The following is a 26,000-nucleotide window of genomic DNA, read 5'->3' as shown; positions in this document are numbered from 1 at the left end:
ACCCATAAGGTTTCGTCGGCAGCGTCAGATGTGTATAAGAGACAGCAATTATATCGCTTATTTCTGCTGTTTCGACGTATTAAATTTCTGAATTATTTTTATAATTTTTTTTATTTTTAAAATATAAAAAAATATTTTTGTGATTTTTCTTTATTAAATGAAAATGTATTTCAATATTAAATGAAAATGTATTTCAATATTTTTTAATAAAATTAAATTTGATGTGCAATATAGTGATTTTTTTGAACGTTTGTGATATTATTATTAAGAGAGTTTGTACTCAAAAAGAATTTAAGGAGTGAATTTACATGTATGATTTAATTATTATTGGTGCAGGTCCTGCTGGTCTATCTGCTGGTTTATACGCTGCACGTGCTAAGATGAACACTTTAATCGTCGAAAAGCAAAAAACTGGTGGTCAAATCACAACAACTGATTCTATTGAAAACTATCCTGGTGGAATCGTTGGAGAATCTGGTCCAAGCTTAATCAAAAAAATGGCTGACCAAATTGATAACTTTGGAGTAGAAATCAGAAGAGCAGATGTTGTTGACGTTGATTTCACAGACAAAGTTAAAAAACTTACATTGAGAAGCGGAGATGTCCTAGAAGCTAAGGCTGTTATCATAGCTACTGGTGCTGCTCCAAGAAAATTAGGTTGCCCAGGTGAAAAAGAGTTCACTGGTAAAGGTGTATCTTACTGCGCAACTTGCGATGCAGATTTCTTTACTGACTTAGAAGTATTCGTTGTTGGTAGTGGTAACTCTGCAGTTGAAGAAGCTACTTACTTAACAAAATTTGCAAGAAAAGTTACTCTTTTAGTTAGAGGCGACCACTTAAAATGCGACAAGACTGCCGAAGACGAAGCTAAAGAATGTGACAACTTGTCAATGAGATTTAACACTTCTATCAAAGAAATCAAAGGTGAAGGCATCTTGGAATCAATCGTTATGGTTGACAAAGAAACTGGCGCTGAAGAAGAATATCACTGTGACGAAGACGACGGAACAATGGGTGTATTCGTATTCGTAGGTACTATCCCTTATTCTGATGTATTCAAAGGAAAAATCGACTTAGACGATTACGGATATGTTTTAGCTGACGAAGATATGCACACTAACGTTGAAGGCGTTTATGTTGCTGGTGATGTTAGACAAAAAACTCTACGTCAAGTAGTTACAGCTGCAGCAGATGGCGCTATCGCAGCTACTCAAGCTGAAAAATACGTAGACAAATTCTAAATTTCGATTTATTGAGATTTTCTATAAAAGAATTGCGAATTTCTGTTATGAAATTTGCAATTTTTTTTGTTTATGTTAATATTATGGTGTCAACGAACGAATGATGTTCGTTTGTAGAGATTTCGCCCATTTACGGGTGAAAAATATTATAAAATTTTAAGTATAGAAAGGAATGTATTATGGGTTTTTTAGAAAATAAAAAAGTTATAATCATTGGAGACCGTGACGGAATACCTGGTCTTGCAATTGAAACGTGTGTAAATACAGTAGCTAACACAGAAGTAATCTTCTCATCTACTGAATGTTTTGTCTGAACTAGCGCAGGAGCTATGGACTTAGAAAACCAAAAGAGAGTTAAAGACTTCGCTGATCAATACGGAGCTGAAAACATCGTGGTTCTTCTAGGTGCCGCAGAAGCTGAAGCTGCAGGTCTTGCAGCTGAAACAGTAACAGCAGGTGACCCAACATTCGCAGGCCCATTAGCAGGCGTTGAACTTGGATTGTTAGTTTACCATGTTGTAGAACCAGAATGTAAAGAACAATTCGATGCTGACGTTTATGATGAACAAGTTGGTATGATGGAAATGGTTCTTGACGTTGATGAAATTTCTGAAGAAATGAATGATATCAGAAGCGAATATTGTAAATTTTTATAAAATCTAACATTTCACTTGTTAGTGAATATTCTTCTTATTATTATTTAAGAAAAACAGCTTTATTTTAAAGCTGTTTTTTCTTTTTGTTCTTCTATTTTTTTATAGATTATATTGTTATTTTTTTATCTGATAAATTGTGAATTTTTATAAATGAGTGCATAAAAAAATAGTCAGCTTATACAGCCGACTATTAGCCATTTTTATTTTTCATACGGAATATTGTTTCTTTTTGCAGCTTCCATATTTTGTTTTTTAGCTCTTCCCGATGCAGTTCTAAAAATCATCCATGCAAGTAGAACCATTCCAATGTAGCCGTTTACAACGTAAACTACATTTACAAGCGAATCAAATTTTAATGTAAGTCCTATGATTGCTCCTACAATTCCCGCTATTAAAGTGAAAATTTTGTATTTTGGAGTTCCCTCTTGGAAGAATCTTCCAGTTACTGTCCACAACAAAGGAACAGATGTTGTAAATATTCCAAGCATTATAAAAATTGAGAATACTGTAGCTAACATTGGATGGATTTTACCAGCTAATATCAGAACTGGAATTTGTGAATCATACAATTCTGGTATTAATAGTAAAATTGCAATACTCATAATGAAGATTGCCACAGAAAAACCCGTCGCACCAACATAAACACCTGCTTGTGCATCTTTTAAGCTTTTTGTCTTGTTACCAACTTCTGCCAAGAATGCAACTAACCAAATCATATTGAATCCCACGTAAGAACCTGCTGCTAGTAAGAAGTTACTGCTGGCTACTTTTACTTTGCCACCATCAACTAGAGTTTGCATTAGTGACAAGCTGCTTTGCAATTTGTCCATATTCATAAATATAGAAATAAGGCCTATTAGAATTGCCATTATCGCAATTACAGGACCAATCTTACCAATTACATCTACAATCTTACCAAGTCCAAGCATTACAACAATTATACAAATCGACGCCATAATAGCACCACCAACGAATTTTGGTGAATTGAAGTGCTGAACAGCCGTTGCTTGTGCACCAGCAATCATTACTGTGTAAGATAAGAAAATAAAGAACACTGCATAGTAATCGAATACAGTACCTATCTTGTCACCACACATCAATTTATAAATGTCATTTGGCTTCTTAAACTTTTGGTAATAACCATCATTCAAAAATGAAAGTCCTGCAAACGTAAACAATGCAAAACAAATCATTATTCCTATCAATCCGTACAGTCTATAAGACGAGAAAAATTGTAAAATTTCTTGGCCCGTTGCAAATCCAGAACCAATTAACAAAGCGATAAAAGCTCCAGCATAGGTAATAACCTGGCCTATGTTATACTTTTGTTTCATAATTTACCTCCTAAATATTTTTTTTGATTGATATTATAGGTGTATCGTTTTCAAAAAAAAATAAGTATATTTACTCAATTGACATTAATTTTTTTCACAAAAAAATAAAAACAATAAAAAATAAGGATCACTCCTCTTTGGTTATTATAACATACGATAACTAATTTTGTAAATATTTTCCTTTATTTTTTTTAAATTTTTGGTCAAAAGGTTAAAATCCCGGATTTCACATCCGGGATTTTCCTAAAAATTTTCAATTAAATATTTGATTTTATTACATTTACTATACGTTCGAAATCTCTCTCAAAAACACATCTCAAATCCATAAAGAATGTATCATCATGGACAGTTCCTATAATATGCTCATCTGACAATCTCAATCGTCTTTCAAATTCTGAAACCTTTATTTTTGGTTTCACGGCTATGGAATAAGAATTTAGCTTATCGATAGGGTACGAACCCCCTCCTACCTCGCTTTGCGTTTTGACGATTTCCATATCCAAGTCAACTTCTTTTTCAATCATAGATTTTAATTTTTCAGCCTTTCTCATAATTTCTTCCAAAGGCATTGATATCATCTTCAACGTCGGAATATTTTCAATTGCAGTATTTTCGTCCAAGTAGAACTTCAAAGTCTCCTCCAATGCTCCCAATGTGAACTTGTCCACTCTGAAAGCTCTCAACAATTGATTTTTCTTGATTTTAGCAATCAATTCTTTCTTTCCAACTATGATTCCCGCTTGTGGCCCTCCTAAAATTTTATCTCCTGAAAATGAAACCAAATCAATTCCTTCATTAATGCAGTCTTTTACAGTTCTCTCATAACTCAATCCAAATCTGGACAAATCAATCAACGAACCAGAACCCAAATCTTCTATTAAATGTATGCTTTTTTCATTGCACAAACTTCTCAATTCATCTCCACTTACACTTTCGCTAAAGCCAACTACCGAGAAATTCGATGTGTGAACCTTCATTATAAGAGCGGTATTTTCATTAATATTGTCTTCGTAATCGTACATATGTGTTTTGTTAGTTGAACCAACTTCCACTAATTTTGCACCCGACTTTTCCATAATAGATGAAATTCTAAACGAGCCACCTACCTCAACTAATTCCCCTCTACTTATAATTGCTTCTTTATTATATGCCAAAGTATTCAACACAAGAAAAACTGCCGCCGCGTTGTTGTTAACGACAACAGCATCCTCTGCCTTTGTTATTCTCTTTAGTAGTTCAACTGCGTGAACATAACGAGAACCCCTCTTTCCCAAATCCAAATCGTACTCCAAGTTTGAATAATTCGCAGCAATTTTGCACAAATTATCCACAACTTTTTCATTCAATAACGACCTCCCAAGATTTGTATGTAAAATCACGCCCGTAGCATTTATAACAGGTTTCAACGACGGTGAAAAATTTTTGTCCATAAACTCAATTGCCTTTTTTATGACATCTTCATTATTAAAATCAAAATTTTCCTTATTTAATATTCTATTTCTAAAAAATTCAATTGATTCTCGTACAGAATCCTTCACAATAATTTCAGGATAATCGTTTGACTTTTTTGTAATTTCATCTGATTCTAAAATTTCTGAAACTTGAGGAAGTTTTTTGAACATTTCTTTCATATTTATTTCCATTAGTTGCTCCTTAATTTTTTGTAAAAAATATCTTATTTGACATTAACTTATGAGTAAATTATAATATAAGAGCAGAGAAATGTCTATCGTATCGCGATTCTCGATAATCGAAAAATTTTTAATTAATTTTCAAATTTTTATTTAGAATAAAATGTTTTACTTTTAACAAGCTAGCGTCTTATCACTTTTTTTGTTAAAGTATTTTGTTATGTTTTATGAGCGGTTATTATGATTTTCTATATATGATTACATTTGCAAGATTTTGTTATATAATATGATTGAACTTGAAAGAGATATGACAAGTCAAAAAAAGATAGGTAGGTTAGAGGATGCTATTAATCACAAACAATGAATTTTTTAAAAATGCTATCAAAAGAACTGATGTTGAGGTCAATTATTTCGATATCGACTACATCGGAATTTTGAAAAAAGCACGCGATTTAATTCATCAAAATTATCGCCTACTCACTCACCCACTTTACGGTTCTGTTAAACCGAATGAAACTGTTTTTAGAACTGTAATTTTGGAAAAGTGTGATGAATTTGATATGGATTCTTTGATGATGATTGAAGACTGTATCAATACTGCAACTAAGTTTATGAATATATCCAAGCCAAAGCGTTGGACACCTGATATCTTAGATGATTTCAGGGTCGTTGATTACGACATTATTTCACAAACTTTGGAGAGAATATATTAATATAAAAATTTTAGGAGGCATTTGAAATGTTAGAATTAGACAAGAAAACTTTTGAACCAGAAGTATTAGAATCTCAAGGATTAGTATTCGTAGACTTCTGGAGTGATGGTTGTGAACCATGCAAGGCTCTTATGCCAGGCGTACATGAATTAGCTGAAAAATACGGTGACAAAATTAAATTCTGTTCACTAAACATTACTTCAGCTAGAAGAGTTGCTATTAAACAACAAGTATTGGGATTGCCAACTATGTTAATGTACAAAGATGGTCAAAAAATTGATGAAATCAATAAAGATGACGCTACATTAGAAAACATAGAAGCAATGATTCAAAAACACTATAACTAATCTTTTTGAGATTATAAATAGTAGTTTATCAAATTAGTTAAGAACTCATTAGGGGTCAGTCCCCTATTGAGTTTAAATAAAAAAATATTATAGGAGGTTAAGATATGCGTCTTGAATTAGGTAAGATTTTTATTAAAGACATCATCTTTGATGAAGGTGAGTCAAGAATCGAAGACCACATTTTGTATCTTAATAAAAAAGAATTAGCAGATGTATCAGGAGTAGCTGATGATGAACACTTAGAATCAATTGATTTTGATATCGCTCATCCAGGTGAAAGCACTCGTATAACACCAGTTAAGGATGTTAACGAACCAAGAGTTAAAGTTGAAGGTGGAGAAATATTCCCAGGAATATTAAACAAAGTTGATCCTGTTGGTTCAGGTAAAACTATTGCCCTTAAAGACATCGCTGTTGTAACAACAGGTAAAATCGTAGGATTCCAAGAAGGTATCATCGATATGTCTGGTTTAGGAGCAGAATACACTCCATTCTCTAAGACAGTTAACCTAGTTGTAACTATCGAACCAGTTGAAGGTGTTAAACAACACAATCACGAAGCTGGCGTTAGAATGGCTGGTTTAAGAATTACTGATTTCATCGGTAGATTAGCAAAAGATTTAGAAGCAGATGAATGGGAAACATTCGAAACTCTTCCAATCTTAGAACAAGTTAAACAATATCCAGAATTACCAAAAGTTGTATATGTTTACATGTTACAAACTCAAGGTTTATTACACGACACTTATGTTTATGGCGTTGACGCTAAGAAAATTATTCCAACTTTCTTATACCCAACAGAAATCATGGACGGAGCAATTTGTTCAGGTAACTGCGTAAGTGCTTGCGATAAAAACCCAACTTACGTTCACTTAAACAATGGTGTAATCAGAGAATTATACAAAGAACACGGAAAATCAATCAACTTCTTAGGAGTTGTTATCACTAACGAAAATGTATACTTGATGGATAAAGTTAGACACTCTGACATGACTGCAAAACTTTGTGAATTCTTAGGAGCTGACGCTGCTATCGTATCACAAGAAGGTTTCGGTAACCCAGATACTGACTTAATCATGAACTGCAAGAAGATTGAAGCTAAAGGAATCAAGACTGTAATCATCACTGATGAATATGCAGGACGTGATGGTGCTTCTCAATCATTAGCAGACGCTGACCCTTCAGCAAACGCAGTAGTAACATGTGGTAACGCTAACCAATTCATTACTTTACCAAAGATGGACAAAGTAATTGGTCACATTCACTTTGTTGATACTATCGCTGGTGGTTCTGATGGAGCATTAAAAGAAGACGGTACTATCGAAGTAGAAATCCAAGCAATTACAGGTGCTACTAACGAAACTGGATTCGGAAAATTAACAGCAAAAACTTATTAATCAATAAACTACAAATAAAAGACAAATTTTAAGACTACAAATAAAAACAATTTTTAAGAAAGGAAAATTATGGGATTTTTAGAAAATAAAAAAGTTATCATAATTGGAGACCGTGACGGAATACCTGGTCTTGCAATTGAAACATGTGTAAATACAGTTCCAAACACAGAAGTAATATTCTCATCTACAGAATGTTTCGTCTGAACTAGTGCAGGAGCTATGGACTTAGAAAACCAAAAGAGAGTTAAAGACTTCGCTGATCAATACGGAGCTGAAAACATCGTGGTTCTTCTAGGTGCCGCAGAAGCTGAAGCTGCAGGTCTTGCAGCTGAAACAGTAACAGCAGGTGACCCAACATTCGCAGGCCCATTAGCAGGCGTTGAACTTGGATTGTTAGTTTACCATGTTGTAGAACCAGAATGTAAAGAACAATTCGATGCTGACGTTTATGATGAACAAGTTGGTATGATGGAAATGGTTCTTGACGTTGATGAAATCGCTGAAGAAATGAATGATATCAGAAGCGAATATTGTAAATTTTTATAAGATATAAAGAAAGGAAGTAAGCTTAATGGATAAAATTAAAGTTGTTCATTATATAAACCAATTCTTCGCAGGTATTGGTGGAGAAGAAAAAGCTGATACAAAACCATTTATAGCAGAAGAATTACCTCCTATTTCAACTCAATTAGCTAAAGCATTAGGAGATGAGTTTGAAGTAGTTAGAGCTGTAGTATGTGGGGACTCATATTTCGGAGAAAATATGGAATCAGCACAAAAAGAAGTTTTGGAAATGATTAAAGAAGCAAACCCAGACTTCGTAGTTACAGGTCCTGCATTCAACGCTGGTAGATACGGTGTTGCTGCTGGTACAATGGCAAAAGCAGTTAAAGAAGAATTAAATATCCCTGTATTGACAGGTATGTATCCTGAAAACCCAGGTGCAGATATGTACAAAAAGGACGTTTATATCGTAGAAACTAAGAATAGTGCCGCTGGTATGAGAGACGCTATGAAGAAAATCGGTAAATTAGGTCCTAAGGTTGCTAAGGGAGAAGCTATTGGTTCTCCAAAAGAAGAAGGATATATTGAAAGAGGAGTTCGTGTTAACTTCTTCTCTGACAAAATCGGTTCTCAAAGAGCTGTTGAAATGCTTATTAAGAAAATCAATGGCGAAGAATTCGAAACAGAATATCCAATGCCAGCATTCGACAGAGTTGAACCTGGTAAAGCTATCAAAGATTTATCAAAAGCAAAAATCGCTCTTGTAACTTCTGGTGGTATAGTTTCTAAAGGAAACCCAGACCACATTGAATCTTCTTCAGCTACTAAATACGGTTCTTATGATTTCCACGGAATCAATGATTTAACTCCAGAAAATTCAGAAACAGCTCACGGTGGATATGACCCTGTATACGCTAACGAAGACGCTGACAGAGTATTGCCTATCGACGTTATGAGACAATTAGAAAAAGAAGGAGTTATCGGTTCATTACACGAAACTTGGTATTCAACAGTAGGTAACGGTACTGCCGTAGCTAACGCTGATGCTTTCGGAACTGAAATTGGTAAGAAATTATTAGATGCCAACGTAGACGCAGTTGTTCTAACTAGTACCTGAGGTACTTGTACACGTTGCGGTGCAACGATGGTAAAAGCAATCGAACGTACAGGAATCCCTGTAGTTCACGTTTGTACAGTTACTCCTATCTCATTGACAGTAGGTGCTAACAGAATTGTCCCAGCTATTGCTATTCCTCACCCATTAGGAAACCCAGCATTAACTAAAGAAGAAGAATATAGTCTTCGTAAAAAAATTGTTATGAAGGCATTAAAAGCTTTAACTACTGAGGTTGAAGATCAAACAATTTTTGAAGACTAATTCAAATATAAATAATAAAGGAGAATAGTTAACAGATGAATTTTCCAGTATTAAAGGGAGCTGGCTATGTATTAGTCAACACTCCTGATATGATTATCCAAAACGGATCAACATGTCAAACTGAAAGAGTTGTAAACCCAGATTCTGAATTCTTAAAAGAAGTTGGAAAACACATTAGAAGTTTTGATGAGGTTGTAAAATACCTTCCTAACCAAGTTTATATAGGAAATGTTGCACCTCAAGAACTTGAAAATTACGAAATGCCATTTACTAATCACACTTATGAAGAAGGTAAAGCTGATGGTAAACTTGGTAAAATCGTAAAACAAGACGTATTCATCGCTTTGTTACAAATGAGTGATGCATTTGACCTTGTAAAACTTTCTGAAGAATTTGTAAACGAAATTAAACCAGTAATCGAAGAAGAATATCCAATTTTGGAACCATATTTTTCTCACTTAAAAGGTTCAGACATTTCAAATGCCCAAGAATTATTCGACACTCATATGGCAGAAGCTTTATATCATGACGGAAAAGTTTGTGGTTATATTAAAGCTGCTCACGATATCGATGTAAACTTATCTGCTCATACAATGTTTGAAAACTTAGTAGTAAAAGCTTCAGGTGTACTTGCAGCTGTTGAATTAGTTACTAAGAACAACATTAACAGAGACGACATTGATTATGTAATCGAATGTTCAGAAGAAGCTTGCGGAGACGTTAACCAAAGAGGTGGCGGTAACTTTGCTAAATCTATCGCAGAAGTTGTTGGATTGCAAAATGCAACTGGTTCTGATACAAGAGGATTCTGTGCAGCACCTATCCACTCTTTAATCGAAGCAAGTGCTTTAGTTAAATCTGGTGTTTATAAAAACGTAATGGTAGTAGCAGGTGGTTCAACTGCAAAATTAGGTATGAACGCTAAAGACCACGTTAAAAAGGGCTTCCCTGTTCTTGAAGACGTAGTTGGTGGATTTGCAATTTTAATTTCAGAAAATGATGGAGTTCATCCAGTATTAAGAACTGACATCGTAGGACGTCACACTGTTAAGACTGGTTCTTCACCACAAGCAGTTATCTCAAGCTTAGTATCTGAATCATTAGAAGCTAATGGTCTTAAGATTACTGATGTAGATAAATATTCTGTAGAAATGCAAAACCCTGATATCACTAAACCTGCTGGAGCTGGAAATGTTCCTGAAGCTAACTATAAAATGATTGCTGCCCTTGCTGTTAAACAAGGAGTTCTCGACAGAAAAGAATTAGCTAACTTCATCACTGATAAAGGCTTAGTTGGTTGGGCTCCAACACAAGGACACATCCCATCTGGTATTCCTTATGCAGGACACGCTATCAAAGATTTAACTGAAGGAGATTACAACAGAGTAATGTTCGTTGGTAAAGGTAGTTTGTTCCTAGGTAGAATGACTAACTTATTTGATGGTGTATCTATCGTTATGGAAAGAAATGATGGAAAAATGGAAGATGAATCATCAGTTTCATCTGAATCAGAAAAGGATCAAATTAAGAAAGTAATCGCAGAATCCATGAGAAAACTAGCTGAAAATCTTTTAGCAGAATAGAGGTGTAGACATGGATAACAAAAAAATTTCCGAAGTATTTCTTGAAATATCTGAAGCTATCGAAAGCGGAAAATTTGGTAAGAAAATAAAAATCGGTCTTACTACTTTAGGTAGTGAACACGGCGTTGAAAATATGAAAAAAGCTATTGAATTAGCAAAATCTGATCTTTTTGAAGTAGTTGTTATCGGTGAAAAAGTTGATGACGAACATGAAACTTATGAAGTTGATAACGATGAAGATATGTACAAGAAGATGGAAGAATTGCTAGACAATGGTGAAATTCAAGCTTGCGTTACACTTCACTACAACTTCCCTATCGGTGTTTCAACAGTTGGTAGAGTATACACTCCTGGTCACGGCAAAGAAATGTTCTTAGCTACTACAACAGGAACTAGCGATACTGAAAGAACTAAAGCAATGGTAAGAAATGCAGTTGCAGGTATTATCGCTGCTAAATCTTGCGGTATTGCAAAACCAACAGTTGGTATTTTGAACATCGATGGTGCAAGACAAGTAGAAAAAGCTTTGAAACACTTCAAAGATAACGGATTCGATATCGAATTTGCTGAAAGCCAAAGAGCTGACGGTGGTATCGTAATGAGAGGTAACGACCTTCTTATGGGAAGCTGTGATGTAATGGTTACTGATTCATTAACAGGTAACTTGTTGATGAAGATGTTCGGCTCATTCACATCTGGTGGAAATTACGAAACAACTGGTTTCGGATATGGTCCTGGTATCGGTGAAGGCTATGAAAGAAACATATTTATAGTATCTCGTGCTTCAGGTGCTCCTGTAGTTGCAAATGCTTTAAAATATGCTTACCAAACTGTAGCTGGTGGAATTGATAAAAATAAAAAAGCTATTTACAAACAAGCTAACTCTTCTGGTTTCTCAGCAATCTTAGACTCATTAACTAAGAAAGAAGCTCCAAAAGAAGCTGCAGAAGAAGTTAAAATGCCAGATAAAGAAGTAGTATCTGCTACAATTTCAGGTATTGATATTCTTGAAATTGAAGATGCTGTTCAAGCATTATGGAAAGAAAACATATACGCTGAAAGCGGTATGGGCTGTACTGGTCCTATCGTTCAAGTATCAGATGCAAACTTAGACAAGGCATCAAATATACTAAGACAAAATGGTTTTATAGAGTAATCTATAGGCTTTTAAAAAGATGTGTGGTTAGCCACACATCTTTTTTTGTTTTATAAATAAAAAAAGATTATAAATCTCAGCTGATGCTAAAATTTATAATCTCATTTTTATAATTTTTATTCTATTATATTTCTCCATCTCCAACCGTAAGTTTCACTTGCATTGCATACTATTACGAATGCCAATGGGTCTATTGTTTGGATATATTTTTTTAACATTATAAAATCTCTGTTGTTGACTACGGTTTGTACGATTTGTTTTTCCATTCCAGAATATGCGCCTTTTGCCGTGTAAATATTTGCTGACCTTGTCAAATTGTCAACCAAAAATTTACATACCTCATCGGGTTTTGATGTTGTTATTGTGCATAATTTGGAAGTATTCATACCATTAATTGTCAAATCAATTATTATTCCGTTCATAACAGTGCCGACGAGTGAATAAATTGCGATTTCAGTTCCGTAAGCATACCACGCCGATAGTGTTATCAGAAAATCTACAATTAAACATCCTTTTCCAAGTTCTATTCCGAGGTATTTGTTCAAAATTTTTGCAAATATATCTGAACCTCCAGTGGATGCGTAGTTGTTGAGTACAATTCCAACTCCTGTTCCATAAACCATTACTGCCGCTACCAGTTGAATCATTTTGCCATCGAACAACGGTTTCTTTACTGGAATGAAAATATCCATTATCCATACGATAACGCTAAGTCCGATTGCACAAATTATTGTTTTCAAACCAAAAGCTTTTCCCAGCATTATAAATCCTATTATAAAAAGTATCGTGTTGATTATTATAAGTATCGGTCCTGTAGATATTGGTATGAAGTTTCCTATTACTATAGCCATTCCCGCTGCCCCACCAAGGGACATTTTGTTTGGAGCTAAAAAGAAATGTATTCCAATAGCTATCATCAATACTCCAATCGCTATCATTATTACGCTTTTTCTTTTGTTTTTCCTCTCCAAGGCTTCTAAATCAATCATATTATCCCCCTAACCATTGATGCAATATCATTATAACAATTGAAATCTAAGTTTACAATGTAATAATACAGATATTAAAATAATTATTTGCCGTCGAGCTATAAAATATCGATAAATCTCTCAATTGGAAGTCCTCTAGCCTTGTCATCAATATCCAACGAAAGTTTCAATAATTGTGTTGTCTTTAAGCTTGCATACTTTGCACAATCAAAAATAGATTTGTTTTCTGTGTATTGACTTATAAATAAAGCTGAGAACAAATCCCCTGTTCCCGCATAAGATGTGTCGATGTATTCGTAGTGAATTTTGTCAAATTGTAGTTTTTCGTCCATACACAACACAAAATGCTCACCATCTTCTTCTACGCTTGTTATAACGACGTATTTCGCACCCATTTGAATGAGTTTTTCTGCGACTTTTTTTATTGGAGCGTTGATCATATCTGAAATCATTCTAGCTTCTGTTTCGTTTGGAATGATAACTGTGGCAATGTCTATTAATTTTCTAAAATTTTCTATGTTTTTTTCATCTAAGCCGTTGTAGAGTTTGCCATTGTCTGCCATTATTGGGTCGATGATAATATCGGGATTGTTTTTTTGTTTTGAAATAAAATTTTTTATTATATCAACTTGTTCTAGGCTGTTCAAAAATCCTGTAGCTATCAAATCAAAACTAAAATCCAATTCTTCCCACACTTTTGTCGCTTGTTTCATATATTCTGTTGTATCGAGTATTGCGAATTTTCCATAATCGAGAGTGTTGCTAACTACTGCTGTCGGTAAATTAAAAACACTTTTTCCTTTGTTAGATAAGACAGGAATCATACAACTCAGTGCGACTCTTCCGTATCCTGGCATATCGTTTATTAATAATATATCTTTCATTTTTTCCCTCTTTCTAATTATAACACTAATGCTGATATTATCGATATAAAAATCTTTGAATTTTTGTAAAAATTTGTTATCTTAAAACCTCAAATTTTCGGTATTTTTTGTGGTATAATAAGTTTGTTACAAGGAGGCAATATGTTTAATTTTAATATAGAAGAACACAAATATAAATACATCCACTTCATCGGAATCGGTGGTATTTCTATGAGTGGTATCGCTGAATTATTGAATCATTATGGTTACAAAATTTCTGGTAGTGACCGAGAAGAATCTGACGAGACACAACACCTTAGGAGTCTTGGAATTGAAATTTTTATCGGTCAAAAAAAAGAAAATATTAAAAATCCTGATTTAATCATCTACACTGATGCAATTTTGGATGACAACGAAGAATTGATTGCTGCTCGTGAGTGTGGCTGCGATGTTGTAAGTCGTGGTGTTTTCTTGGGAGCTTTGATGAGAAATTACAAATATTCCATCGGTGTCAGTGGCTCTCACGGGAAATCGACTACTACGTCTATGATTTCTAAGATTTTGCTGGCTGCTAATGTTGACCCATCTATACTATTGGGCGGAAAATTGGACGAAATTCAAGGCAATGTTCACTGTGGTAACAGCGAGTATATGCTTACTGAAGCGTGTGAATACAAGGCAAATATTTTGAATTACTACCCTTCAATGGCAATCATTCTAAATATTGATGAAGACCATCTTGATTTCTACAAGGATTTGAACCATATTGTTGCCACTTTCATTGGATATATGAAAAATTTGGACGAAAATTCAAAGGCAATTATAAACATCGACGACAAAAATTGCGAACCTCTATTGTCTCATATTAAAGGTGAAATTATTACTTTTGGAATTGAGAACGAAAAAGCCGATTACAATATAAAAGATATTACCTTCAATGAAAAGGGTAATCCTTCTTTTGTTGTGTCGTCAAAAAGGTTTGACAAGGATGAGCAATTTAGCTTGTCAATAATTGGAAGACACAATGTCTACGATGCTGTTGCAGCTATTGTGGCCTGCTATGAGTTCCACATTGACATCGAAACTATTAGAAAGAATATCAAAGAATATCATAACCTTCACAGAAGAATGGAAACTGTTGGATTTTATCACGGTTGTGAGGTTAAGACTGATTATGGTCACCACCCTACTGAAATCAAAAACACGTTAATGGCGTTGAATGAACACAAAAAAGGCAAATTCTACTGTGTTTTCCAACCACACACTTATTCTAGGACTAAAATGTTGTTGAATGATTTCGCCAATGCCTTCTACGATTGCGATGAGGTTATCGTCACTGAAATCTACGCTGCAAGGGAAAAATTTGACAGCAGTATTCACTCAACGGATTTGGTGGAAAAACTCGTTCAAAATGGTGTCAATGCCAAATACTACAAGACTTTTGAAGAAGCTCGTGATTATTTGAGGGCAAATGTCAAAGAAAATGATTTGGTTATCACAACTGGTTGTGGAAATCCAGATGTGCTTGCCAAAATGATTGTTGAATAATATGTGTACAACTGTTATTGTGGACTATCCACAAGGCTCTGTGATGGCCCGTACGCTCGATTTTGAGGTACCACTCAACTACAACTTCATCTACATCCCTCGTGGCTTTCACTACGCAGATGATTTGTATCACAAGCCTATGATTTCAAAATACAAAATGATGGGAATGTGTTTCAACAATAAATACCCAATCAAAGACGGTGTCAATGAATATGGATTGTGTGGTTGCACAAATATGTTCATCGCCAATAATCTATTCAGTCATCATCCGATTGAAGGCAAAATCAACACCAATTCGCTTGATTTTATGAATTACGCTCTCGCAAACTACAAGAGTGTCTGTGAACTTGTCGAGGATTTGGACAATATTCACCTTTCAAACAAGGATGTCGATGGAAATTCTGTAATATGCCCTGATTTCCACTTTATGTTTGTCGACAGAACTGGAAAATCTACAATTCTGGAATACAAGGACAACAAGCTGATAGCTTGTGGAGATAATCCAAAAGTTATGACCAATTCTCCGAAATATTCTACCCATTTGAAAAGATATGAGAAATCAATCGGTGATTTATCCAAATTCAACCAAATAAAAGATTTGACAGGAGCGTATGACCCTGTGAGTAGGTTTATAAGGGCAAAATACATTTTGTCCACTCACAAGAAGGCCAACAATGTAAACGAAGCTTACTCATCTGCATTCAGCATATTAGAGCCTCTTAAAATCACTGAAGGCTTTTTTAAAAACGATGTTCACGATTACTATACATTTACTCGCTACATCAGTGCATTCGACACACAAACAGCCTCTATGGCTGTCAGAACGCACACCAACACACAGATTTATAAGATAGACTTTGATGACATAAAAAACGAGGACGAGGTGTTCTCATATTATTTTGAAAACAAATTGGAATTTAAAAAAATATAATTTTACACAAAAAAAGAAGTAGTTTCTATAATAGAATCTACTTCTTTTTGTTGTGTTTTTATTATGCGTTGTATTTTTGAAGGTCTAAATCTTTTTGCATTGCTGCTACTAGAACGCCAGTTGAACCACCTGCGTGAACGTTAGTTGAAGTACGTGCCATATCAGCAACACCTTGGATTGGGCTTAGTACTAAAATCATTTCTAGTGGCAATCCCATAGCTGTAAATAAAGCTACATTTAACATAGTACCAGTTCCTGGAACCCCTACTGTTCCTGCAGAAGCAAGAAGTGCAGTAAATACCATGATTACATATTGTGTCATTGTAAATGGAATATTAAGAGCGTTTATTGTGAAAACTGCTAGTAAAATATTCCATACAGCTGCACAACCTGGCATACCAAATGTAGTACCAATTGATGCTGCAAATGATGCAGTTTCTGTTGGAACACCCATTTTTTCTTGTTCTCTTATATTTTCTGGTAAAGTTCCCAATGAACTTTGAGTTGTAAATCCTAATAACCATGCTGGGAAGAATTTACGTTGGAACTTAAATGGATTGACATGTGCCATTAATTTTAACATCACTGTCGTAGTTATGAATGTGTGGAAGAAACATCCTACATAAACCATTAATAATAAGAATAATAATGATGTAACGAATGATAAATCCAAAGTTGCAACTTGGTGAGCCAATAATGAAAGCACAGCGTATGGAGTAAATTCGATTATTTCTCCTATTACTTTATTCATTACTTTATTACCAGCTTCTACGAAATCCAAAAATGGTTTGATTTCTTCTTTCTTAGCGTACTTCAATACAGTTACTCCGATGATAACAGCGAAGATAACTATAGGAACAACTTTTGTGTGCAACATACTGTCAACAATGTTTTTAGGGAAGAAACTTACAAATACATCTGCAAATGGAGGAACTTCCTTTACCTTATCAGTAACATCCATTTTGATGTTTGAATTTACCCCTAAATTAACCAATTTACCTAAAATTAATGCAACAGCAGAAGCCAAAACATTGTGTAAAGCTAAAACTCCGATTGTTTTTGAACCCAATGACCTTAATTTTTCAGTGCTTTCCAATGATGATACTGTAGTGATTATCGAGAATAATAATAGCGGAATTACAAATGCTTGCAACAAACTCAAAAATACTCTACCAAATATTGCTACATAATCTGTATATCCTTTAAAAATAAGTCCTACCACAGCACCTAGAGCAGTCGCAAGCAAAATTCTAATCATAAAAGAAACACCTTTTTTCTTCATACGATCGATAACTACACAAATTGCGAATGCAACTAATAATGCGATTATACTTTTAATCATATAAACATCTCCTTTTTTTATTTTTTCCTTTAATAGCTTATCATATTGTTTTATTATAAACAATAAATATTATAAATTATATATCGTTTTCCCTGATATATGGGTATTGTATTTTCCTATAAATCCATCTAACGCTTTTATTTACACGTTTTTAAATGTTTTTCAAAAATCATTTTTGAATTGCTAATATTTTATGTATTTTGTTTTCAGCAAATTATCCCGAAATTTCAACGAAAAATAAATAACATTTTATTTTTGATTTTTGGTAAAATTCCCCCTAAATGTTTCAATATTTTAATTTATAAATTTACCCAATAAAAAAAAGACCAATGCAGAGCATCAGTCCAATCTATCCCATTTTCCTCTTGAATAAATTATAAATCCAATTAAAACTGTAAGTCCATTTGAAACCAACATCGATATCCAAATTCCAGTTGATTCCAAATTCGTCAAATGTTTAAGTATAACAATCAACGGCAATCTCAGTGCCCACAATCTTGCAAGTGACAAAAACATTGTGAGTTTTGTTTTTCCAATTCCCTGAAAGAATCCATTAATAGCCGAAAAATATCCCATAAAAAATGTGATTACTGCAGAGTAATACATATATTCGCTCGCTTGAGCCCATAGTTCGATATCACTCTTGTCCTTGATGAAAATCGACAACAGCTGGTCTTTGAAAACCAAAATAATCATTGCGGAAATCAACGAAAAAAATGTGATGATAATGTTAGCTCGTTTGAAAATTTGTTTGCTTCTTTCTTTTTTTCCAGCTCCGATGTTTTGTCCTGTAATTGATGTCAACGCCATCCCTATTCCAATTGAACCTTGATTAAAAATATCGGATAATCTGTTTCCCATCGAAAAAGCCGCAAGGGTTGTAGTTCCGTAAGATTGAATAAAACCATTTAGAATTGTAAAGCCAATAGCCTCTCCACTGGAGCCGAGTGATGCCGGAATTGCGATGGAAAAAATGTGTTTTATTATTCCCATATCGAAGTTGAAGTTTTTGAAACTAACTTCGATTTCCGATTCTTTTTTTACAGTTCTAACTGCGAATACAACCAACAAAACCTTCGACAAAACAGTCGCCCAAGCAGCACCCGCTAGTCCCATATTAAGTCCCGGTATTCCCAGAACACTGTCAAATATAAAAAAAGGGTCTAAGATTACATTAGCCACCGAAGAAATCGTAGAGATAATAGTCATTGATTTTGTTCTTCCCTGTGAATTGAGAATTGCCTGATATCCAAAAAATATCATATCAAACAACAATCCAAGTGAATTTATCGCTAAGAAAATATAAGATTTGTATTCGAAGTTTCCTGTCGCTCCCATCCATCTCACAATAAAAGGCGCTGTTATCACTCCCAAAATACTGAAAATTACTCCTAGAAAACTGGTCAACACTAACGTGTGTCCAGCATAAATAGAACAATCATCTAATTTTCTAGCCCCAAGCCTTTGGCTCATAAGTGCCGTTGCCGCAACGCTTACTCCAAGCCCAACAGCAATAAATAAATACAAAACTGGCCAAGTAAAAGATGTCGCCGCATAATCAACAGAGCTGATTTGTGCGACGTATATTCCATCAGTTATACCATATAGGGTTTTGATTAAATTGCTAATCATCAATGGGATGCTCAATTTAAAAATAACATCGGTAATTTTACCATTGGTTATAAAATCTATGTTGCTTTTTTTACCCATTAATTCCCCCCCTTGGTTTTATAATTTAAAATAGCAAATCCCTAACAATCCTGGTCCCGTATGGATTGACAATGTCGGTGCTATTTGACCTTCGTAGAAAAATTTTGCTCCTTCTATCAAATCTTTCATACTTTCTTTGGCATAATCCAATGCGCTTTGATTGTCTCCTTGTAACAAAACCAAATAATAATCTTTGATTTCAGATAATTCTTTCTTTACAATATTGATTGCACTATTTATGTTTTTCATAGTGCCACGATTTTTTTCTACAGTGTAGTACTCTCCATCTTCGTTGCAAGATATTATAAGTTTCAAATTCAAAAGATTTCCAACAATTCCTGTGACTTTCCCAATTCTTCCCCCTAATGTGAGATATTTTAGTGTATCCAAAGTTATAATAGGAACGGAATCTTTTATTTTTGATTTCATTTTGTCGATTACAGCTTCAAATGACAATCCCTCGTTGATTAATTTTCTCGCAAATATTGCAAAAAATCCCGTGCCCATTGATATATTTTTCGAATCAAAAACTTCAATGTCTACATCTTCAACTTGACTTTTTGCAAGCATACAAGCGTTGTACATTCCGCTTAATTTCGATGAAATTGAAATGCAGATTATCTTGTCGAATCCTTTTTCTTTGATTTCCTTGAATTTATCCACTATATCTCCGAGAGATGGAATAGATGTCTTTGGAATTTCTCTGTCGATATTATCGTAAATATACTGAGGTTTAACTGTGAAGTCGTTGAAAGACTCATCGGAATAATTTATATGAAGAGGTATCAATTCAATACCGTATTCTTGTGCTATTTTTGGTGTAATCTCACTACCTGAGTCTGTTAAAATTGCTATTTTTTCCATAAATATCTCCTATTACTAATCAAGATTATTAAAATACTCTCTTACCTGTTTTATTTTTCCACAAGTCATCTTTCCCTCTGGACAAATTCCCTTTACGCAACCAGGACCTGCTTTTTTGAAAATTTGAGGGCAAACTTTCTTTGCTTCAATCAACATCAATGTCGCCATATTTCTTATTTCCCATTGAGCCCTTTCGCAACAACGAGCTTCAAAAAAATGCAAAAGCTCCCTCGCATTCATCGTGAGCACGAGTTTTGTTTCCGTCGCATTTGAAAATACGTATCTTGCATCTTCTATGGAACTTTTTTCAGAGATTGAACGAGCCTTTTTCTCATCTAATCCTTGTTCAATCAATTTATCGTATTCTTCTTTTATTAAAATTTCTGTCAATTCATTATACGCTTGTAAAGTCTGTTGCATATGTTTCTCGTAGATTTCAAGTGCTTTTGGATTGTTTTTGATTTTGGGTGGAGTGATATATTCATAGTTTGTAGTTCTGACGTAACGCTGTGATTGTTGTGAGAAGCTTGCCAATCTATGTCTTACCAATTGATGAGTCAACGTCCTAGATACACCTTCTATTGCAAATGTGAAGCTGATGTGCTCAACTGGTGACATATGTCCGATATTCATCAGTTTATTTATGAAATTTTCGACATTTTCATCTGTTAATCCGTCTTCTATATCCATAACAGAACTATCTGAATAGCAAAGTTTGGCACTGGCTGCAACTAATTTCTGAGCATCTTGTGTGTATCTAATCAAATTGACTTTCATTAATTACTTCTCTCCCATACAACTCCATCTCTGGTATCTTTCAACACGATTCCCATAGATAAAAGCTTGTCTCTTATTTCATCGGCTTTATTAAAATCTTTTTGTTTCCTTGCCGCATTTCTCTGTTGTATCAAATCTTCAATTTCAGAATCCAAAGTATCGTCTTCCTCTTTGAACAAAATTCCCAAAACATAAGAAATGTCATCCATCAATTTCTTTGCCTGTGTTAAGACTATCTTTGATGTTTTATCATCGTAGTTTTTGTTGATGTATTTCACAAAATCAAACAACACGCTGATAGCGTCAGATGTATTAATGTCATCATCCATCGCCTGTTCAAATTTTTCTCTAAATGCTTGAATGTTTTTATCGTCTGCTTCAAATTCTGTTGCATTCTTCAAAATTCTATTCAAATATTTCTTCGCTGTGTACAATCTTTCAAGAGAATTTTGTGTGGCAACTAGTGTGTCGTGGCTAAAATCGATAGGATTTCTGTAATGAACTGACAACAACCACAATCTTATAACTTCCAAATCAAACTGTTCTTCGATATCTTTTAACAAGAAGAAGTTATTCTTTGATTTACTCATTTTTTCTTTGTCCACAGTAATCATAGAATTGTGCAACCAATAATTTGCAAAGTGAGCTCCTGTGCATGTTTCTGATTGGGCAATTTCATTTTCGTGATGTGGAAATTGCAAATCTTCTCCGCCAGCGTGAATGTCGATAGTGTCTCCCAAAATAGATTTGCTCATTACCGAACACTCCAAGTGCCAGCCCGGTCTTCCCATTCCCCAAGGGCTTTGCCAAGCTGGTTCGCTGTCTTCTTTTCTTTTTTTCCACAGAGCAAAATCCATCGGATTTTTCTTCTCACTGTTGACGTCAATTCTCGCTCCAGCTCTCAAATCGTCGATGTTTTTCTTGGATAATTTTCCGTAGTCCTTTGCCTTAGTTATATCAAAATACACATTTCCATCGACATTATAAGCTGCACCCTTGTCTTCTAATGATTTTACAAATTTTATCATTTCTCCGATATATTCCGTAGCTTTAGGATGAATTGTGTCTTCTTCGTCGAAGTTAAGTCCCTTTACATTTTCCAAATAGGCTTGGATGTATTTCTTGGTGATTTCTCTGAAGTCGATGTTTTCATCTTTTGCTTTGTTGATGATTTTGTCGTCGATATCGGTGAAGTTGCTGACAAATTTTACCTTATATCCTTTGTAGATGAAATATCTTCTCAATGTATCGAAAACGACAATTGGCCTAGCGTTGCCAACGTGAATATAGTTGTAAACTGTAGGTCCGCATACGTATATACCGACATTATTTTCTTTAATTGGTTTAAATTCTTCCTTTTTTCGTGTCAGTGTATTGTATAACTTCATATCTTCTCCTATCTATTCAAAGCTTTGTCGATTCTATCTAACACTTCTTTCTTTCCAAGAACAACCATTATGGAATCCAAATCCGGTCCGTGAACATTTCCAGTAACCACAGCTCTAGTTGTCATCCACAAATCTTTTCCTTTTATTCCTGTTTTCTTTTGAACTTTTTTCATAACGCCTGATGCAAATTCTTTCTCGATTTCGTCGACAGATTCTATTTCTTCTTTCAAAGCATTCATTAGTTCATCTAATCTTTCGTAATTCAAAAATTCCTTGGCATCTTCATCCATTTCGTAATCTTTGAAAATGAACTCTACTTTTTCAGTGATTTCTTCCAAATAATCCAACTCTTCTTTGAACAAAGAAGCTATTTCAATCATTTTGTAATCCGGATAATCTTGTGAAATCACACCGCTGTCAACCAAGTATGGTTTTAACATCGATTCGAGTTTTTCGTCTTCTATTTCCTTAATATAATGTCTGTTAATCCAGTTTAATTTTTCGGTGTCGAATACTCCGCCGGATTTTGAAACCCTGCTGAAGTCAAATTTTTGTTTCAATTCATCCATAGACAAGATTTCTTGGTTGTCTTCGCTCGACCAACCTACAAGTGCAAGGTAATTGTCAATCGCTTCTGGCAAGTATCCTTTTTTTCTGAAATCTTTTACAGCTACGTCATCGTTTCTCTTGGACAATTTCTTTCCCGATTTGTTCAAAACAACCGGCAAGTGAACAAATTCTGGAACATCCCATCCGAAACATTGATACATATAGACGTGTTTTGCAGTGGAAGAAATCCATTCATCCCCACGAACGATGTGAGTAATTCCCATCAAGTGGTCGTCAACAACAACTGCGAAGTGATAAGTTGGAAATCCGTCTGATTTTATCAAAACTTGATCATCCATATCATTTGTGTTGAAAGTTATCTTGCCTTTTATCGCATCGTTGAATGTTATTTCTTTGTTTTCAGGAAGCTTCAATCTGATGACGTATTCTTCGCCGTTAGCAATTCTCTTCTTAGCGTCTTCAATGCTGATTCCCCTGCAAAGTCCGTCGTATTTTGGCATCAAGCCGTCAGCTTTTTGTTGTGCCTTTACTTGATCCAATCTGTCTTTTGAACAGAAACAGTAATAAGCGTATCCTTTTTCTATCAATTCATCGATGTATTTTTTATACAAGCCTTGTTTTACTCTGTCAGATTGAACATAAGGGCCACAATCCCCAACTTCTGTTACATTTCCATCATCTCCAAGAACAACTCCCTCGTCAGGATTGAGTCCTGCCCATTTCAATTGTTCCAATAGATTTTCGATTGCGCCGTCGACAAATCTCGTTCTGTCAGTGTCTTCTATTCTTAGAATGAATTTCCCGTTGTTTCTTTTTGCGTACAAATAATTATATAAAGCTGTTCTAAGTCCACCAATGTGCAAAAATCCTGTTGGACTTGGAGCAAATCTTACTCTTACTTCACTCATATTTTCCCCCATAAAAAATAAATTTAACTTCTTTAATTATATCACAAATAGCCAAAATACACATTTATTAAAAAATATCAAAATTTTATTTTGCCAAATTTTTCACCCAAATTCTCTTGTTAACCAAAAACAATCCGAGTATTATTTTGTAAAAATCAATCGCTGTTATTATCAAATACATTGTGACGATGTCAAATCCTGTAAATTTTGCAAGCAAAAATGATACTGGATATGAAATCAAAACTATTCCAACAGAGTCGAATACCAACGTTATTATCGTCTTGCCACCACTTCTCAAAGTGTAGTACGAGGCATTGTAGACTGCGGAAATCCACAAAAACGCTCCTCCAACTCTCAACATATTCGTCGCCATAATTTTTACATCTTCTGTTGTGTTGTAAAATTCCGGAAAAAGCGGCGCCAAAATCACCAACACTGTACCTACAAAAACAGCGAGGATAAATGAAAACACAATTAGTTTTCTGTCTGTGTCGACTGCTTCTTCAATCTCATAACGTCCAAGAAGTCGTCCGACCATAATTGAAATGCAATCTCCCATCGCCAAGTTGAACACGATAAAAAGCCCAATGATTGTCTGTGAAATATTGTACGCTGCCAACGCTTCAATTCCTCTCGTGGAGTATGATTGTGTAATCGCTGTAATTCCCAATGAGTACAACACTTCATTTACAATCAAAGGAATGCCTGCAATCGTAATTTTCTCGAACAATTTGAAATCTATGTGAAAATTTTCGAAAAATCCAGAATAAAATTCGAATTTGTATTTTGTTTTGTTTGCGAAATAAATAAACATCGACAGTTCTGCAAATCTCGAAATCACAGTCGCAATCGCAGCTCCTTTTGGCCCCATAGCAGGAAATCCAACAAGTCCAAAAATCAATACCAAATTAAAAACAAAGTTCACAAAAACAGTGACGATTGATGTAACCATTGGAAGCCTTGTCTCGCCGTTAACTCTCATTGACGATGATATCGACTGTGAAAAGGCAAACGGAATGAATCCGACAGTCATAATCCTCAGATAATTTAGTGCGTATTGCATTGTGATGGCGATGTTTTTCTCGCTGTCGGTATTTGGATTCATAAATAAATACAATAATTTCTCGCCAAAAAACCAGAAAACGACAATGCTAATACTAGATACAACAAAACTCAGAGCGACATCGAAGTACAGACAGTTTTGGACGTTTCTGTAGTCCTTTTTCCCTGCGTACTGTGCTGCAAAGATACTGGCAGCAGACACCAGTCCGAAAATCGCCAAGCTGAACACCGTAATCAATTGATTCGCAACTGAGACAGCGCTCATAGCGTAAGTTCCCGTTTGTCCGACCATAATATTGTCCAACATATTTACAAATGATGTTATGAGCTGTTGAATGATAATTGGAATTGCAAGCACCAACACGCCCTTATAAAATTTTCTGTCGCCGATAAATTTATTCTTGTTTATAGCAAATCCCAATCTATCCCTCCTTGAAATTTTCGATATAATAATAGTAACAAGGTTTTTTGTTCCCATCGTAATTTACAAAAAAATGCTCTGCGAAGAATTTGAAACCTGATTTTTCTATAACTCGTAGACTTCTTTTATTATCAACAAAACAACTGCAAGAAATGTAATCATAATCCAAATCGTTTATCAAATGATTTACGAAACACTTTACAACATCAGTCATTATTCCACGGCCCCAATAATTTTTGTTCAAGCTGTAGCCAATTTCCACTCCGGATTTTCCCTCAAATTCAGGTTTATCGAACAAATAATCATCCTCGTAAACACCGATTAACCCGATTAACTTGTCTTCTAAATAAATTCCATATTCTAATTTAGATTCGATGAAATCCTTCAAAATACTCTTTGATTGTTTGATTGTCTTGTGTGGCTTCCAGCCTGCCTGAGGTCCCACCTCTTTTTGACTGGCGTATGCGTGAAAATCATCTAAATACTTCATTTTCAAATTTCTTATTTCTATTTTCCCACATTTTAAAATAAAATTTTCGTATTGCATTTTTATCTCCAAAATTTTTCAATCTATATAATGATATATCCTAGAAAATCATTCGTCAATCAATTTCAGTTTAAAATTTCACAAGAAAACCTGCTAACAAAAGTCAAGCATAACCTGAAATTAATTTCAGGTTATTTGAT

Annotated in this window: 23 protein-coding genes; 11 read left to right on the top strand and 12 right to left on the bottom strand. The window is 34.6% G+C overall.

Annotated features, from left to right (window positions below):
• The first annotated feature begins 308 nt into the window (after nucleotides 1-308).
• Complete coding sequence (trxB, locus tag Q0X02_RS06150) at nucleotides 309-1,241, top strand: thioredoxin-disulfide reductase (RefSeq protein ID WP_297813099.1); 933 nt, start codon at nucleotides 309-311, stop codon at nucleotides 1,239-1,241.
• Between the two features lie 179 nt (nucleotides 1,242-1,420).
• The gene (gene grdA / locus Q0X02_RS06145; protein WP_297813096.1) at nucleotides 1,421-1,897 is read left to right on the top strand and encodes a glycine/sarcosine/betaine reductase complex selenoprotein A; all 477 of its coding nucleotides are present in this window, start codon (nucleotides 1,421-1,423) and stop codon (nucleotides 1,895-1,897) included.
• Between the two features lie 200 nt (nucleotides 1,898-2,097).
• Here grdA (Q0X02_RS06145) and Q0X02_RS06140 read toward each other — a convergent pair whose 3' ends face one another.
• Both Q0X02_RS06140 and selA read right to left on the bottom strand, forming a co-directional pair.
• Nucleotides 2,098-3,231 carry a hypothetical protein gene (locus tag Q0X02_RS06140; protein WP_297813093.1) on the bottom strand — a complete coding sequence of 378 codons (1,134 nt, stop codon included), beginning with the start codon at nucleotides 3,229-3,231 and terminating at the stop codon, nucleotides 2,098-2,100.
• A gap of 257 nt (nucleotides 3,232-3,488) precedes the next feature.
• On the bottom strand, nucleotides 3,489-4,874 hold the full coding sequence (selA, locus tag Q0X02_RS06135) for an L-seryl-tRNA(Sec) selenium transferase (protein WP_297813090.1): 1,386 nt from the start codon (nucleotides 4,872-4,874) through the stop codon (nucleotides 3,489-3,491).
• A gap of 329 nt (nucleotides 4,875-5,203) precedes the next feature.
• Here selA and Q0X02_RS06130 point away from each other — a divergent pair, with 329 nt between their 5' ends.
• The 7 genes from Q0X02_RS06130 (at nucleotide 5,204) to grdD (ending at nucleotide 11,940) form a co-directional block, all read left to right on the top strand.
• Nucleotides 5,204-5,575 (top strand): GrdX family protein, encoded by a 372-nt coding sequence (locus Q0X02_RS06130; protein WP_297813087.1) that lies wholly within the window; start codon nucleotides 5,204-5,206, stop codon nucleotides 5,573-5,575.
• Between the two features lie 26 nt (nucleotides 5,576-5,601).
• Nucleotides 5,602-5,922 (top strand): thioredoxin TrxA, encoded by a 321-nt coding sequence (locus Q0X02_RS06125; protein WP_297813084.1) that lies wholly within the window; start codon nucleotides 5,602-5,604, stop codon nucleotides 5,920-5,922.
• Between the two features lie 104 nt (nucleotides 5,923-6,026).
• A complete protein-coding gene (locus tag Q0X02_RS06120; RefSeq protein ID WP_297813081.1) occupies nucleotides 6,027-7,319 on the top strand; it encodes a glycine/sarcosine/betaine reductase component B subunit in 1,293 nt (430 codons plus the stop codon).
• Between the two features lie 69 nt (nucleotides 7,320-7,388).
• On the top strand, nucleotides 7,389-7,865 hold the full coding sequence (grdA, locus tag Q0X02_RS06115) for a glycine/sarcosine/betaine reductase complex selenoprotein A (protein ID WP_297813078.1): 477 nt from the start codon (nucleotides 7,389-7,391) through the stop codon (nucleotides 7,863-7,865).
• Nucleotides 7,866-7,890: 25 nt separating this feature from the next.
• The gene (gene grdB / locus Q0X02_RS06110; RefSeq protein WP_297813075.1) at nucleotides 7,891-9,201 is read left to right on the top strand and encodes a glycine reductase complex selenoprotein B; all 1,311 of its coding nucleotides are present in this window, start codon (nucleotides 7,891-7,893) and stop codon (nucleotides 9,199-9,201) included.
• Between the two features lie 35 nt (nucleotides 9,202-9,236).
• Nucleotides 9,237-10,784, top strand: a complete 1,548-nt coding sequence (gene grdC, locus Q0X02_RS06105) for a glycine/sarcosine/betaine reductase complex component C subunit beta (RefSeq protein WP_297813072.1) — start codon at nucleotides 9,237-9,239, stop codon at nucleotides 10,782-10,784.
• 10 nt (nucleotides 10,785-10,794) lie between these two features.
• Complete coding sequence (gene grdD, locus Q0X02_RS06100) at nucleotides 10,795-11,940, top strand: glycine/sarcosine/betaine reductase complex component C subunit alpha (protein ID WP_297813069.1); 1,146 nt, start codon at nucleotides 10,795-10,797, stop codon at nucleotides 11,938-11,940.
• Nucleotides 11,941-12,056: 116 nt separating this feature from the next.
• On the opposite strand, the gene Q0X02_RS06095 is transcribed toward grdD, so the two are convergent.
• Both Q0X02_RS06095 and Q0X02_RS06090 read right to left on the bottom strand, forming a co-directional pair.
• Nucleotides 12,057-12,929, bottom strand: coding sequence for a YitT family protein (locus Q0X02_RS06095; protein ID WP_297813066.1), 873 nt, complete (start codon nucleotides 12,927-12,929; stop codon nucleotides 12,057-12,059).
• 98 nt (nucleotides 12,930-13,027) lie between these two features.
• Nucleotides 13,028-13,813: a PfkB family carbohydrate kinase gene (locus tag Q0X02_RS06090; RefSeq protein ID WP_297813063.1), complete on the bottom strand. Its 786-nt coding sequence runs from the start codon at nucleotides 13,811-13,813 to the stop codon at nucleotides 13,028-13,030.
• Nucleotides 13,814-13,954: 141 nt separating this feature from the next.
• Here Q0X02_RS06090 and murC point away from each other — a divergent pair, with 141 nt between their 5' ends.
• Together murC and Q0X02_RS06080 are read left to right on the top strand one after the other, a co-directional pair.
• Nucleotides 13,955-15,340, top strand: a complete 1,386-nt coding sequence (gene murC / locus Q0X02_RS06085; RefSeq protein ID WP_297813061.1) for a UDP-N-acetylmuramate--L-alanine ligase — start codon at nucleotides 13,955-13,957, stop codon at nucleotides 15,338-15,340.
• Nucleotide 15,341: 1 nt separating this feature from the next.
• Entirely contained in the window at nucleotides 15,342-16,271 is a 930-nt protein-coding gene (locus tag Q0X02_RS06080; RefSeq protein ID WP_297813058.1) for a linear amide C-N hydrolase, read from the top strand.
• Nucleotides 16,272-16,332: 61 nt separating this feature from the next.
• Here the strand turns inward: Q0X02_RS06080 and Q0X02_RS06075 are convergent, their stop codons facing one another.
• From Q0X02_RS06075 to Q0X02_RS06040, 8 genes are all read right to left on the bottom strand, one after another.
• Nucleotides 16,333-17,613 (bottom strand): dicarboxylate/amino acid:cation symporter, encoded by a 1,281-nt coding sequence (locus Q0X02_RS06075; protein ID WP_297813055.1) that lies wholly within the window; start codon nucleotides 17,611-17,613, stop codon nucleotides 16,333-16,335.
• A gap of 339 nt (nucleotides 17,614-17,952) precedes the next feature.
• Nucleotides 17,953-19,323: an MATE family efflux transporter gene (locus tag Q0X02_RS06070; RefSeq protein WP_297813052.1), complete on the bottom strand. Its 1,371-nt coding sequence runs from the start codon at nucleotides 19,321-19,323 to the stop codon at nucleotides 17,953-17,955.
• Nucleotides 19,324-19,341: 18 nt separating this feature from the next.
• A complete protein-coding gene (locus Q0X02_RS06065; RefSeq protein WP_297813049.1) occupies nucleotides 19,342-20,187 on the bottom strand; it encodes a DegV family protein in 846 nt (281 codons plus the stop codon).
• Between the two features lie 15 nt (nucleotides 20,188-20,202).
• Nucleotides 20,203-20,964 carry an FAD-dependent thymidylate synthase gene (gene thyX / locus Q0X02_RS06060; RefSeq protein WP_297813046.1) on the bottom strand — a complete coding sequence of 254 codons (762 nt, stop codon included), beginning with the start codon at nucleotides 20,962-20,964 and terminating at the stop codon, nucleotides 20,203-20,205.
• Complete coding sequence (gene cysS, locus Q0X02_RS06055; protein WP_297813043.1) at nucleotides 20,964-22,352, bottom strand: cysteine--tRNA ligase; 1,389 nt, start codon at nucleotides 22,350-22,352, stop codon at nucleotides 20,964-20,966. Before cysS ends, thyX begins: the two co-directional genes overlap by 1 nt.
• Before the next feature lie 8 nt (nucleotides 22,353-22,360).
• The gene (gltX, locus tag Q0X02_RS06050; protein ID WP_297813040.1) at nucleotides 22,361-23,830 is read right to left on the bottom strand and encodes a glutamate--tRNA ligase; all 1,470 of its coding nucleotides are present in this window, start codon (nucleotides 23,828-23,830) and stop codon (nucleotides 22,361-22,363) included.
• 85 nt (nucleotides 23,831-23,915) lie between these two features.
• Nucleotides 23,916-25,313, bottom strand: coding sequence for an MATE family efflux transporter (locus Q0X02_RS06045; protein WP_297813037.1), 1,398 nt, complete (start codon nucleotides 25,311-25,313; stop codon nucleotides 23,916-23,918).
• A gap of 1 nt (nucleotide 25,314) precedes the next feature.
• Nucleotides 25,315-25,860 (bottom strand): GNAT family N-acetyltransferase, encoded by a 546-nt coding sequence (locus Q0X02_RS06040; protein ID WP_297813034.1) that lies wholly within the window; start codon nucleotides 25,858-25,860, stop codon nucleotides 25,315-25,317.
• Nucleotides 25,861-26,000: the final 140 nt, after the last annotated feature.

It is taken from the genome of uncultured Finegoldia sp., from assembly GCF_947252345.1.
Classification (GTDB): Bacteria; Bacillota; Clostridia; order Tissierellales; family Peptoniphilaceae; genus Finegoldia.
Note: the sequence above shows the minus strand (reverse complement) of the source record. Positions and strands in the feature narration are given on the sequence as shown.